At 54.5% G+C, this 13,170-nt stretch carries 12 protein-coding genes; 7 read left to right on the forward strand and 5 right to left on the reverse strand.

What is annotated here, in order from left to right:
* Positions 1-22 precede the first annotated feature (22 nt).
* The 3 genes from ruvB to BDE01S_RS03400 all read right to left on the reverse strand — a co-directional run bounded on the left by ruvB (position 23) and on the right by BDE01S_RS03400 (position 2,373).
* Positions 23-1,054 carry a Holliday junction branch migration DNA helicase RuvB gene (gene ruvB, locus BDE01S_RS03390; protein ID WP_066077442.1) on the reverse strand — a complete coding sequence of 344 codons (1,032 nt, stop codon included), beginning with the start codon at positions 1,052-1,054 and terminating at the stop codon, positions 23-25.
* A 175-nt stretch (positions 1,055-1,229) separates the two neighbouring features.
* Positions 1,230-1,832 (reverse strand): DUF8309 domain-containing protein, encoded by a 603-nt coding sequence (locus tag BDE01S_RS03395; RefSeq protein ID WP_082790409.1) that lies wholly within the window; start codon positions 1,830-1,832, stop codon positions 1,230-1,232.
* A gap of 226 nt (positions 1,833-2,058) precedes the next feature.
* Positions 2,059-2,373 carry a hypothetical protein gene (locus BDE01S_RS03400; RefSeq protein ID WP_066077443.1) on the reverse strand — a complete coding sequence of 105 codons (315 nt, stop codon included), beginning with the start codon at positions 2,371-2,373 and terminating at the stop codon, positions 2,059-2,061.
* 173 nt (positions 2,374-2,546) lie between these two features.
* Between BDE01S_RS03400 and aspA the strand changes: the two genes are divergently transcribed.
* Positions 2,547-3,944, forward strand: a complete 1,398-nt coding sequence (gene aspA, locus BDE01S_RS03405) for an aspartate ammonia-lyase (protein WP_066077445.1) — start codon at positions 2,547-2,549, stop codon at positions 3,942-3,944.
* Between the two features lie 218 nt (positions 3,945-4,162).
* On the opposite strand, the gene BDE01S_RS03410 is transcribed toward aspA, so the two are convergent.
* The gene (locus tag BDE01S_RS03410) at positions 4,163-4,891 is read right to left on the reverse strand and encodes a 16S rRNA (uracil(1498)-N(3))-methyltransferase (protein WP_066077448.1); all 729 of its coding nucleotides are present in this window, start codon (positions 4,889-4,891) and stop codon (positions 4,163-4,165) included.
* A 136-nt stretch (positions 4,892-5,027) separates the two neighbouring features.
* Between BDE01S_RS03410 and BDE01S_RS03415 the strand changes: the two genes are divergently transcribed.
* From BDE01S_RS03415 to metE, 6 genes are all read left to right on the forward strand, one after another.
* Positions 5,028-5,816, forward strand: a complete 789-nt coding sequence (locus BDE01S_RS03415) for an inositol monophosphatase family protein (RefSeq protein ID WP_066077451.1) — start codon at positions 5,028-5,030, stop codon at positions 5,814-5,816.
* A gap of 108 nt (positions 5,817-5,924) precedes the next feature.
* Positions 5,925-6,242 carry an HLGFF motif protein gene (locus tag BDE01S_RS03420; RefSeq protein WP_066077454.1) on the forward strand — a complete coding sequence of 106 codons (318 nt, stop codon included), beginning with the start codon at positions 5,925-5,927 and terminating at the stop codon, positions 6,240-6,242.
* Positions 6,242-6,424, forward strand: coding sequence for a cbb3-type cytochrome oxidase assembly protein CcoS (gene ccoS / locus BDE01S_RS03425; RefSeq protein ID WP_066077455.1), 183 nt, complete (start codon positions 6,242-6,244; stop codon positions 6,422-6,424). The genes BDE01S_RS03420 and ccoS overlap by 1 nt, the downstream gene beginning before the upstream one ends.
* Positions 6,421-7,734, forward strand: coding sequence for an MFS transporter (locus tag BDE01S_RS03430; RefSeq protein ID WP_066077458.1), 1,314 nt, complete (start codon positions 6,421-6,423; stop codon positions 7,732-7,734). The genes ccoS and BDE01S_RS03430 overlap by 4 nt, the downstream gene beginning before the upstream one ends.
* A 444-nt stretch (positions 7,735-8,178) precedes the next feature.
* Positions 8,179-9,075 (forward strand): methylenetetrahydrofolate reductase, encoded by an 897-nt coding sequence (gene metF, locus BDE01S_RS03435; protein WP_066077460.1) that lies wholly within the window; start codon positions 8,179-8,181, stop codon positions 9,073-9,075.
* 143 nt (positions 9,076-9,218) lie between these two features.
* On the forward strand, positions 9,219-11,495 hold the full coding sequence (gene metE / locus BDE01S_RS03440) for a 5-methyltetrahydropteroyltriglutamate--homocysteine S-methyltransferase (RefSeq protein ID WP_066077463.1): 2,277 nt from the start codon (positions 9,219-9,221) through the stop codon (positions 11,493-11,495).
* A gap of 196 nt (positions 11,496-11,691) precedes the next feature.
* Here metE and BDE01S_RS03445 read toward each other — a convergent pair whose 3' ends face one another.
* Entirely contained in the window at positions 11,692-13,113 is a 1,422-nt protein-coding gene (locus BDE01S_RS03445; RefSeq protein ID WP_066077464.1) for a surface lipoprotein assembly modifier, read from the reverse strand.
* Positions 13,114-13,170: the final 57 nt, after the last annotated feature.

A 13,170-nucleotide genomic window follows, 5' to 3' on the forward strand; every position in this document is an offset into this window, starting at 1 on the left:
CAACGCTAGGATTTCTTACACTTTATTTCTCCTGTTTCAGACCGAAATGCCGGTAGGCGCGTTCGGTGGCGGTGCGGCCGCGGGGGGTGCGCTGCAGGAAGCCTTGCTGGATTAAGTAGGGTTCGATAACGTCTTCGATGGTGTCGGTGGATTCGCCGATGGCGGCGGCGACGTTTTCGAGGCCGACGGGGCCGCCGCTGAATTTGTGCAGTATGGCTTCGAGAAATTTGCGGTCCATCACGTCCAGGCCGCAGGCATCGACGTCGAGCATGCCGAGGGCGGCGTCGGCGGTGGCGGCATCGATAAAGCCGTTGTTTTTGACTTCGGCGTAATCGCGCACGCGGCGCAGCAGGCGGTTGGCGATGCGGGGTGTGCCGCGGCTGCGCTTGGCGACTTCCTGCGCGCCTTCGGCGCCCATTTCCAGTTGTAAGAGCTGGGCGGAGCGGGCGACGATGGTGGCGAGGTCGGCAGTTTCGTAAAATTCCAGGCGGGCGACGATGCCGAAGCGGTCGCGCAGCGGGTTGGTGAGCATGCCGGCGCGGGTGGTGGCACCGATCAGGGTGAAGGGCGGCAGGTCGATTTTGACGGAGCGGGCGGCGGGGCCTTCGCCGATCATGATGTCGAGCTGGTAGTCTTCCATCGCGGGGTAGAGGATTTCTTCTACTACGGGGCTGAGGCGGTGGATTTCGTCGATAAACAAAACGTCGTGCGGCTCGAGGTTGGTCAGCAGGGCGGCCAGGTCGCCGGCGCGTTCCAATACGGGGCCGCTGGTTTGGCGCAGGTTGACGCCCAGCTCTTTGGCGATGATGTGCGCCAGCGTGGTTTTGCCGAGCCCGGGCGGGCCGAAGAGCAGGGTGTGGTCGAGCGCTTCGCCGCGCTTTCTGGCGGCTTGGATAAAGATGGCGAGCTGCTCTTTGGCTTTGGTTTGGCCGATGTAGTCGCTCAGGGTTTTCGGGCGCAGGGCGCGCTCCAGCAGCTCTTCTTGGGCGGAGACGCTTTGGGCGCTGATGATGCGCTGCGGCTGCTGGGCGGTCAGGTTGTCGGTTTGTAACATGGTTTTATTTATTTTAGCAAAAATGCTACCTATTCTAAAAGAATGCTTCCAATAAATGATTGAAGAATAAAAGGATGAAAAATCACCATTTTAAATGGTATTTTATGCCAAATAACTCTCATCTAAATGACTTTAATTTTTCTCACCTCGACCGTAATTACTTTTTGAAAAAACATTATCTCAAAGGTAAAGGTAATCTACTTGTCAATGGTCTAAATTTTTCTTTGTCATCCCATAACAGAGGAAATACTTCAAATTTAAGATCATCTCGGTCAATACCAGTCTCAAAATATCTAACCAAACGCTCTATAATAGCCTCTCCCCACATATTAGTTAATTCGTATTTTTCAATTAAATCTCTATCGTTAGTAACATCTAAGTTAGCTTTAACAATAGGAGCATCTGCCTCGTAGAAATATTCATTGCTAAAATCAACTAATTTCCCGCCCAAAAAAGGAAACGAACCATTCACTCCTTTATAATTATCATCCATTGAAGTATATGGTGAAATCCAATAATGAACATATGATCTAGTATTAGGTTTTACATTTTTAGGTTTACCAACGGCAAATTTTGATTCAACAAAAGTTGTAGCAACCATTACCTCAAAGAGGATGGATATATTGTTTAAATCTAAGTTATCAAACTCCATATCTTTCTTGACGATATCAAAAAAACGTACAATTTGCCCTTCTAAGCGTTGAGCTATAGTATACATATTCTCTTTTAATTTGAAGATGATGGCCTCCCCTTTCTTTCTAGTATGGAATTTTCCCATTAAATCTCCTTAACAAATCCTTCCATTTGCTTTTAAATGTTTATCCGCAGCATCTAAATAATCGGTTCTCCGACTATTTTTTATACCAACTGGATTCTGTTTATTAGCTGTACCGTTTAACCCACCTAATTGTTCAAATCGTCTTTGTTCTAGCCCCCTAGCTATATTTTTTGCCTTGTTTCGGTTCCGCTTGGGTTTTCAGACGGCCTGTGTGTTGAATGGTTTGTCAGCCGCGCTTTTCGCGCCAGGCGAGATAGTCGCGCAGGGGCGGCATGGGCGGGTTGATGCAGTGGGGGCAGACGCCGGTGATGTCTTCGTCGTCGCTGTCGATGTGGAAGGCGTCGGGGTCGAAGCGGATTTGCTGTAATACGGCCTGCGCCAGCGCCTGCGCTTGGACGACATCGAAGGCGAATTGCTGCAGGATGTCGTGCAGCAGCCGTTGTTCGCTATCGCTTAGGTCGGGGAGGTTGTCGCCGATGATGCGCCGGTAGTCGGCGTTGCTGATTTTTTGGTGCAGTAATGCGCTGAAATCGCTGCTCATGGAAAAAGCCGTCTGAAAAAATGCCATTATATAGTGGAATGCGGCGTAAAGTAATACGAGACGGCCGTGCGGGCAGGTCTGCGCGGGAAAATTCATGCGGCGGCGATAGACAAGTGCGGCAGACTGGGCTATCGTTATGCCCGTTTATTAAATGATGATTGCAGAGGCTGAAGATGACTGTCCGTATCGAACACGACTTGCTGGGCGAGCGTGAAATTCCCGCAGATGCTTATTGGGGCATCCATACTTTGCGCGCGGTGGAGAATTTTAAGATTTCCACGCAGAAAATTTCCGATGTGCCGCTGTTTGTCCGCAGCATGGTGATGGTGAAAAAGGCCACGGCGCAGGCCAATGCCGAATTGGGCGCGGTGCCGTCTGAAATTGCTGCGGCGATTGAACAAGCGTGCGACGAAGTGTTGTTTAAAGGCCGCTGCATGGACCAGTTTCCTTCCGACGTTTACCAGGGCGGCGCGGGCACTTCGGTGAATATGAATACTAACGAAGTCATCGCCAATCTGGCTTTGGAAGCACTGGGGCACGAAAAAGGCCGCTACGACATCGTAAACCCGATGGATCACGTCAACGCCAGCCAGTCCACCAACGATGCCTATCCGACCGGTTTCCGCCTGGCCGTGTATTACAGCGTGGGCGAGCTGTTGGAAAAACTGGGCGTATTGCGCGACGCCTTTGCCCGCAAAGCCGAAGAGTTTAAAGACGTATTGAAAATGGGGCGCACCCAGCTTCAGGATGCCGTACCGATGACGGCGGGGCAGGAATTTTTGTCGTTTAAAGTTTTGCTGGACGAAGAAATCCAAAACCTCGACCGCACCCGCGCCCTGCTGCTGGAAGTCAACCTCGGCGCCACCGCCATCGGCACCGGCGTCAACACCCCCAAAGGCTACGCCGCATTGGTGGTGGACAAGCTCTCCGCCGTCAGCGGCCTGCCTTGCACGCTCACGCCCAACCTGATTGAGGCAACCTCGGACTGCGGCGCTTATGTAATGGTGCACGGCGCATTGAAGCGCACCGCCGTGAAACTCTCCAAAATCTGCAACGACTTGCGCCTGCTCTCATCCGGCCCGCGCGCCGGCCTGAAAGAAATCAACCTGCCGGAAATGCAGGCCGGATCGTCGATTATGCCGGCCAAAGTCAACCCGGTTATTCCCGAAGTGGTCAACCAAGTCTGCTTCAAAGTCATCGGCAACGACACCGCCATCACCTTCGCCGCCGAAGCCGGCCAGCTCCAGCTCAACGTGATGGAGCCGGTCATCGCGCAATGTATGTTTGAAACCATTTCGCTGCTGGGCAATGCCGCGGTGAACTTGGCGGAAAAATGTGTCGGCGGCATTACGGTAAACCGCGAAATCTGCGAACGCTACGTGTTCAACTCCATCGGCCTGGTAACGTATCTCAATCCTTATATCGGCCACCACAACGGCGACATCGTCGGCAAAATCTGCGCCGAAACCGGCAAAGGCGTGCGCGAAGTCGTCTTGGAGCGCGGCCTGTTGAGCGAAGCCGAGCTGGACCGGATTTTGTCGCCGGAAAATCTGATGAACCCGCATGTGTAAGTTCCGGCAATAGGCAGCCGAAAATCTGTGGTTGCCAAGCCGAAGCCGCTCGGGGCGCGTATCATTGATACGCGCCCCGAGCGGCATTTTCAGACGGCATTTTATATAGACAAACGTTTAAAAAGCGAAACAGACAGGGCGGGGTCGCAACCCCGCCCGACAATCGATACAGAATTAATATATAGTCGGAGAAATTAAGTTCTTCGACTATAGCGGCGTTACGCCGTAAAATCCCCCCACAGCGTCTGCATGGCGGCGATGGCGGCCAGAGCGGCGGTTTCGGTGCGGAGCACGCGTTTGCCGAGGGTGACGGATTGGAAGCCGGCGGCAAAGGCTTGCTGTTCTTCCTGCTCCGTCCAGCCGCCTTCGGGGCCGACCATGAAAATCAGGCCTTCGGGGGCGGGGGTGATGCGGTTGAGCGTTTGGGCGCGGTTCAGGCTCATCAGGAGCTTGGTTTTTTCAGACGGCATTTGCTGCAAGGCCGTCTGAAAAGGGAGCAGGGGCAGGACTTGGGGCACGGTGTTGCGGCCGCTTTGCTCGCAGGCGGAGATGACGATTTCCTGCCAGCGGGCAATGCGTTTGTCGGCACGCTCGCCCGCCAGCTTGACGACGCAGCGCTCGCTGATGACGGGCTGGATGGTGTTCACGCCCAGTTCGACGCTTTTTTGCAGGGTGAAATCCATGCGCTCGCCGCTGGAGACGGACTGCACCAGGGTGATATCAAGCGGAGATTCGCTGCTGCGCTCGTCTTCGCCGAGGATTTCGGCGGCGGCACGGCGTTTTTCCAGGGTGGTTAAGCGGGCGGGGTAGGCTTTGCCGTTGCCGTTGAACAGGGTGATGTCGGCGCCGGGTTTCAGGCGCAGGACGTTTAAATGGCGCACGACATTGTCGGGCAGGTCCGGCGTTTGGCCGGCGGCAAGCGGGCTGTCAAGGTAGAAGCGGGGCATAGTGTTTCGTCGCGGTTGGCGTATAATGCACGGGAACGGTGAAATCGGCCGCCGTGTCGGAGCGCGGGGCGCTTCGGGGCGGGCAGCCGCTATGATGGCGTTTTTGCGCCGAAATGGCAATATTTGAGGACGAAAAGTGTTACACCAACTGCAAAACGTGGTGCGCCATATCGCGCAAACCGAGGTGATGCCGCGTTTTTTGAATACGCCGGCCTACCGTAAGGAAGACGGCAGTATGCTCAGCGAGGCGGATTTGGCGGCGCAGCAGGCGTTTGCGGCAGCGCTGCCGCTGATTGCCGACTGCCCCATGCTCGGCGAGGAAATGACGGTCAGGGAGCAGACCGATTTGTGGCAGCAGCATGGAACGGGGCTGTGGGTGGTCGATCCCATCGACGGCACGAATAATTTTGTCAACGGCCTGCCGCATTTTGCGATTTCCGTGGCTTATGTGCAGGGCGGGCGGGCACAGTTCGGCGTGATTTACAATCCTGTGAGCGGTGAGTGTTTTGCGGCGGAACGCGGCAAAGGGGCGTTTCTCAACGGCACGCGCCTGCCGCTGCGCCGCGTGCACAAAAAGCTCAACGAAGCCATCGCGGGCGTGGAAATCAAATATCTGCGCTCGGGCAAACTTTCCAGCCGCATGAACACGCTCGCGCCTTTCGGCACGATACGCAGCATGGGCAGCAGCACGCTGGATTGGTGCTATCTGGCCTGCGGCCGCTACGATGTGTATGTGCACGGCGGGCAGAAGCTGTGGGATTATGCGGCGGGCGCGCTGATTTTCGAGGAAGCGGGCGGCTGCCTGGATACTTTGGAAGGCGATGACTTTTGGAGCGGGGAGCATGTGTTCAAACGCTCGGTCATCGCGGCTTTGGATCCCGCGCTGTTTGAACGCTGGCTAGGCTGGATACGCGAAAACCAATAATCGGTGTCAATAAGCGGCGTAAGGCTGCTCGTTAAAAAAAGCCGTCTGAAAAAGCCGCCCGATATGCGGCGAAACGATTTTTCAGACGGCAGGAAAAGTGAGTAAAAGATGCATTATTTCAGTATTCATACGCAGGCAGGCGGCCATTTGGGCTTTTTGATTATGACGGCCGACGATGAATCTGCGGAGCGGCCGCAAAGCGGCGGCTTTGTGGTGAAGCTGCAAAGCGAGGAAGCGCCGCAGGATAAGGAAGCGGTTGCGCTGCTGAGGCCGTTGCAGTCGTTGGAGGCGGCGCTGCTGTGGCGGGTGGAAAAAGACCGTGTCACGCTTTACGACGGGGATACGCCGGTCGGCAGCATCCGCAACGAGTATCTGACGCTGCAGGGCAAGGTGCTGCTGCTGAACGATTTGACGGGAATCATGTGATGGAAAGTCTGTTTATTCTGATACCGATGAGCATCCTGCTGGCGCTGATTATCGGCTATTTTTTCTGGTGGTCGGGCAAAAGCGGCCAGTTTGACGATTTGGAAGGGCCGGCGCACCGCATTCTGATGGACGATGATTCCACCGTGGAGCAGCGGGGCAAGGATAAAGAGCAGGCGCGATGAGTGTGAAAAAAGACCATTTGAATTTTCCGACCAGCCGCCGTTTTGCGCCGCTGTTTGCCACGCAGTTTCTCGGCGCGTTCAACGACAATGTGTTTAAAACCGCGCTGTTTGTGATGATTAGCTTTTACGGGCTGGGGCAGAACGACATTTTGCCCGCCAGCCAGATGCTGAATGTGGGCGCGCTGCTGTTTATTTTGCCGTATTTTCTGTTTTCCGCACTCTCGGGGCAACTGAGCAACAAATTCGACAAAGCGGTTTTGGCGCGTTGGATTAAGGTGCTGGAAATCGTGGTGATGTCGGTGGCGGCTTTCGGCTTTTATATCCAATCCGCGCCGCTTTTATTGTTCTGCCTGTTTTGCATGGGGGCGCAATCCACGCTGTTCGGCCCGCTCAAGTATGCGGTGCTGCCGGATTATCTCAACGATAAAGAGCTGGTGATGGGCAACAGTCTGATTGAATCGGGTACGTTTCTCGCCATTTTGTTCGGCCAGATTTTGGGCACGGCGGTGGCGGGCATTCCGCCGCATATCGTGGGCATGGTGGTGGTGGCGTTCGCAGCGGCGGGTACGCTGGCCAGCCTGTTTATGCCCCGGGTCGGCGCGAAAGTGCCGCACACCCGCCTGCAGCTGAATATCGCCAAAGGCACGATGGCGCTGATGCGGGAAGCGGTGGCGGAAAAGCCTGTGTTCACCGCGATTATCGGGATTTCGTGGTTTTGGTTTGTCGGCGCGGTTTATACCACCCAGCTGCCGACGTTTACCCAAATCCATCTGGGCGGCAACGATAATGTGTTTAACCTGATGCTGGCGCTGTTTTCCGTCGGTATCGCCGCCGGATCGGTATTGTGTGCCAAGCTCAGCCGCGGGCGTTTGGTGCTGGGGCTGGTGTCGGCCGGCGCGGTGGGTTTGAGCATCAGCGGCCTGCTGCTGGTGTGGCTGACGCACGGGCAGCGCTTTGAAGGCTTAAACGGCATCGGCTGGTTTGTGTCGCAGGGCAATGCTTATCCGGTGATGCTGGCCATGCTCTGCATCGGCTTTTTCGGCGGCTTTTTCTCCGTGCCGCTTTATACCTGGCTGCAAACGGCTTCCAGCGAAACCTTCCGCGCCCATGCGGTGGCGGCGAACAATATTGTAAACGGTATTTTTATGGTGTGCGCGGCGGTATTGAGCGCGCTGCTGCTGATGCTGTTTGACAGCATTACGCTGCTTTACGGCATTGTGGCCGTGGGCAATCTGCCGCTGATGGCTTACTTGCTCAAACGCGAGCCGCGCTTTTTGCGGGATATGCAGGCAGTATGGCGCCGCCGCTAGGGCGCGGCTGTGGCAGGCGGCAGAGCGAAGGCTAAGCCTCGTTTGGGTTACAGCAAAATTCAGACGGCTTCGACTATGCTCAGCCACCTTTAGAATACAGTAGATTTAAATAAGGAAGATGCAAGGCGCAGCCAACGCTGTGGATTTCTTATTTGAGTTTACTGTTGTATCGATTTTATTCATATTGATAGGATAATATTTCATCACGCAAATTATGCTGTATTGATGAACAGGCCGTCTGAAAAATCAAGGTATTTTTCAGACGGCTTTTTTATTAACTTTTTGAGTTCAAATCATAATTTATCAATATTCTTACTCGCTTGCGGATATTTGAATTAATTAAATTCATATAAATCTGTAAAATTTGTAAATTGACTAATATTTTCGGCGGACATAATATGAGCCTCAACACACGACAACAAGCCGTTTGAGAGGGTGAGAAACATGAGTTACGCGAAAGAAATTAATGCGCTGAATCATAATTTGGCTGAATTGGGCAGCGATATCAATGTCTCTTTTGAATTTTTTCCGCCGAAAAACGAGCAAATGGCTGCGATGTTTTGGAACTCGGTTGACCGCTTGAAAGTGTTGAACCCGAAATTTGTTTCCGTTACCTACGGTGCCAACTCCGGCGAGCGGGCGCGGACGCACGATATTGTGAAAAACATCAAGCGTCAGACCGGCATCGAAGCCGCGCCGCACCTGACCGGCATTGATGCCACGCCGGAAGAATTGCGCCGGATTGCACAGGATTATTGGAACAGCGGTATCCGCCGCATTGTCGCCCTGCGCGGCGACGAACCGGCGGGTTATCAGGCGAAAGAGCCGTTTTATGCGTCGGATTTGGTGGCCTTGCTGCGCGATGTGGCCGATTTTGAGATTTCGGTGGCCGCTTATCCCGAGGTACACCCGGAAGCAAAATCCGCGCAGGCCGATTTGATTAATTTGAAACGCAAAGTCGATGCGGGCGCAAGCCATGTGATTACCCAGTTTTTCTTTGATGTGGAAAGCTATCTGCGCTTCCGCGACCGCTGCGTGACGGTGGGCATTGATGCCGAAATCGTACCGGGCATTTTGCCGGTAACCAATTTCAGGCAATTGGGCAAAATGGCGAAAGTGACCAATGTGAAGATTCCGAGCTGGCTGGCGCGGATGTATGAGGGTTTGGATCACGACCAGGGTACAAGAAACTTGGTGGCCGCCAGCGTGGCCAGCGATATGGTGAAAGTGTTGTCGCGCGAGGGGGTGAAGGATTTCCATTTCTACACTTTAAACCGCAGCGAGCTGACTTATGCCATCTGCCATATTTTGGGTGTGCGCCCGCAAGCTGATGCGGCGTAACACGGTAGATTGGGTTGTAAACCCGACAAAACTTTAGGATTTCCGGCATTGGGTTTGCAACCTAACCTACACGGGGCTTAAATACTTTCAGACGGCCCCAACCGAAATTTTTCACTTTGAATGGATTAAACAGGAGAATAAATATGACTACCTTGCATTTTTCAGGCTTCCCGCGCGTGGGCGCATTCCGCGAATTGAAATTTGCCCAGGAAAAATACTGGCGCAAAGAAGCGGGCGAACAAGAGCTGTTGGACGTGGCCAAAGGTTTGCGCGAGAAAAACTGGAAACACCAGGCCGCGGCCGCCGCTGATTTCGTTGCCGTTGCCGATTTCACGTTTTACGACCACATTTTGGATTTGCAGGTGGCGACCGGCGCGATTCCGGCGCGTTTCGGCTTCGACAGCCAAAACCTGACCTTGGAACAATATTTCCAACTGGCGCGCGGCAATAAAGACCAATTCGCCATCGAAATGACCAAATGGTTCGACACCAACTACCACTACCTCGTGCCCGAGTTCCACGCCGACACCGAATTCAAAGCCAACGCTGCGCATTATGTGCAGCAGCTGCAAGAAGCCAAGGCATTGGGCTTGAATGCCAAACCGACCATCGTCGGCCCGCTGACCTTCCTGTGGGTGGGCAAAGAAAAAGGCCAAGCCGCGTTCAACCGTTTGGATTTGCTGCCGAAGCTGCTGCCGGTTTACGTTGACATCCTGACCGCTTTGGCAGAGGCCGGCGCGGAATGGATTCAAATCGACGAGCCTGCGCTGGCGGTGGATTTGCCGCAAGAATGGCTGGATGCGTATGAAACCGCTTACGCCGCCTTGAGCCAAGCTGACGCCAAAATCCTGTTGTCCACTTATTTCGGTTCGGTTGCCGCCCATGCAGGCCGTCTGAAAAACCTGCCGGTCGACGGTATCCATATCGATTTGGTACGCGCGCCGGAGCAGCTGGACGCGTTTGTCGACTACGGCAAAGTTTTGTCTGCCGGTGTGATTGACGGACGCAACATCTGGCGCGCCAACCTCGAGCAAGTATTGGCCGTTTTGGAGCCTTTGAAAGCGAAACTGGGCGAGCGTTTGTGGATTTCCAGCTCCTGCTCGCTGCTGCACACGCCTTATGATTTGTCGGTAGAGGAAAAACTGAAAGCCGATAAGCCCGATCTGTATTCATGGCTGGCATTCACGCTGCAGAAAACCGATGAGCTGCGCGTTTTGAAAACTGCGTTGAACCAAGGCCGCGAAGCCGTTGCCGCCGATTTGGCCGCCAGCCGTGCCGCCGCCGGTTCGCGTGCGGCCAGCACCGAAATCCACCGTGCCGACGTGGCCGAACGCTTGGCGGATCTGCCTGCCGATGCCGACCGGCGCAAATCGCCGTTTGCCGAGCGGATTAAGGCGCAACAGGCATGGCTGAACCTGCCCGCGCTGCCGACCACAACCATCGGCTCGTTCCCGCAAACCACCGAAATCCGCCAAGCCCGCGCCGCGTTTAAAAAAGGTGAGCTGAGTGCGGCCGACTACGAAGCGGCGATGAAAAAAGAAATCGCGCTGGTGGTGGAAGAGCAGGAAAAACTGGACATCGACGTGTTGGTACACGGCGAGGCCGAGCGCAACGACATGGTGGAATATTTCGGCGAGCTGTTGAGCGGCTTTGCCTTCACCCAATACGGCTGGGTACAAAGCTACGGCAGCCGCTGCGTGAAACCGCCGATTATCTTCGGTGACGTCAGCCGCCCGAACGCGATGACCGTAGCGTGGTCAACCTACGCGCAAAGCCTGACCAAACGCCCGATGAAAGGCATGCTCACCGGCCCGGTAACGATTCTGCAATGGTCTTTCGTGCGCAACGACATTCCGCGCGCCACCGTGTGCAAACAAATCGCCTTGGCGTTGAATGACGAAGTATTGGATTTGGAAAAAGCCGGTATCAAAGTAATTCAGATTGACGAACCCGCCATCCGCGAAGGCCTGCCGCTGAAACGCGCCGATTGGGATGCCTACCTGGCTTGGGCGAGCGAAGCCTTCCGCCTGTCGTCGACCGGCTGCGAAGACAGCACGCAAATCCACACCCATATGTGTTATTCCGAGTTTAACGACATCCTGCCCGCCATCGCCGCTATGGATGCCGATGTAATCACCATCGAAACGTCGCGCTCGGATATGGAACTGCTGACTGCGTTCGGCGACTTCAAATACCCCAACGACATCGGCCCGGGCGTATACGACATCCACAGCCCGCGCGTGCCGACCGAAGCGGAAATCGAACATCTGCTGCGCAAGGCGGCGGAAGTGGTGCCGGTAGAGCGTTTGTGGGTCAACCCGGACTGCGGCTTGAAAACACGCGGTTGGAAAGAAACCGTCGAGCAGCTGCAAGCCATGATGAACGTTACCCGCAAGCTGCGTCAGGAATGGGCGAATTAAGCAGGCATTCATGATAAGTAGTCATTAGATGAATCAAAGCCGTCTGAAAAGTATTTTTCAGACGGCTTTTTTGGTATGGAAGGCGGGCTTGCGAAGCTAATGACGGCAATAAAGATTTCTGCTTTTTAGGAATTTCACGATATATCTTTCTATGCTATCCACTATAGTCGAAGAGTAATTTCTCCAACTATAAATTTTAAAACCGCTTCTCCACGCTCATAAACCATTGCGTATTTTTGCGGGAGTAAAAGCCGCTCATGTTGCTGTCGGTTTTCTGATAGCGGAAATTCAGTTGCGGTACCAAGCCTTTCCATTGGATTTTATTGTGCCACAGTGCGGCATTGGCCTGATATTCATGGTCTTTGCGCTTGAATTCATAAACCAGCAAACCCGGGGCGTCGAAGGTGCGGCGGCCGTAGCGCAGATTGGCGCGGATGCCGAGGCCGTCTGAAAAGGTTTTGACCGTGCCGATGCGTAATCCTTTGCGTACCGATGCCTGTTCGGTCTCGCGGGTCAGCTCGTGATTCCAATCCAAGCCGCCGTAGAGCAGCCAAGCGGGTGTGGCGGCATACAGCAGCGTTGCCCCCAGATAGGGCGTGCGGCTGTTGTAACGCGCGGCGATACGCTCATCTTGGTAGCGTTTCCAATATTGGCCGCCGTTGAACATCAGCCGCCATTGGTTGTTCAAGCGGCGGCTGTAATCTGCGCCCGCGCCCGTTACACGGCTGTAGCGCCCGCCGCCGAGCCAGTTTTGTTCGGCAAACGGCATTATGCCCCAAGCGGAGCGGCTGTTTTGAAACCGATAACCGGCCGCCAGCCGCAGTGTTTGCTCGTTGTATTCCTGATTGTCCCAATAATGCACGCCGCTGCCTTGTGCTTCGAGACGCGCAAAATGATTGCCGCGCAGGTTTTTCTCACGCGATATGCCCAAGCCGTAGCGGATACCGCGGACGCTTTGCGGCAGGCTGTCGGCGGTTTTCTGCCAAGTTTGCCCGTTGATGTCGATGGTGCGCGCGTCGGCGGCGTTGTTGACGTTATCCGTTTGCTCGTATTGCAGCGAAATGTCCGGCTGCCAGCTTTGCGCTTTTTGTATGGCAGCCAGATATTGTCCGGCAATCCGATGCATGGCGGGTGGCAGCTTGGCTTGAGCCTGCTGCAATGCTTCGGCAGCTTCACGATATTGTTTGTTTTCAAACAACATCACGCCTAAATCGAAACGGGGATAAACCAAACCGGGCTGTTCGTCCAGAATGTCCCGATAGAGCGAAACGGCCTCGTCATGGCGCATTTGCGAACGCCGTAATGCCCCCAGCGCATAGCGGTAGAGCGTGGTATCGTAATCCGGTGTTTGCTCATATTGCGTTAGCAGCGGCGGCAGAGATGGCCAATCGCGGGCAAGCATGGCGCGGTTAATCTGTGCTTCCAAAGAATTGCCGCGCGTAAGGCCGTCTGAAAATGCAGGGGGAGCGGGTTGATCGCTTTCCGGCAGGTTTTCAGACGGCATGTTATCGGCGGGATCCGTATCGAAAAATACCGGGGCGGGGGGTTGTATGGGTTGCGCGGTTTCGGCAAAAACCAGCGTAGGAAGCAGGGCGGGCAGTAACAGTAAGGTTTTCATCAAATATATCCTATGTAGCTTATAGTCGTAGAACTTAAATCCTGCTACGGCGTTAGC

The organism is Bergeriella denitrificans NBRC 102155 (assembly GCF_001592185.1).
Taxonomy (GTDB): Bacteria; Pseudomonadota; Gammaproteobacteria; order Burkholderiales; family Neisseriaceae; genus Neisseria; species Neisseria denitrificans.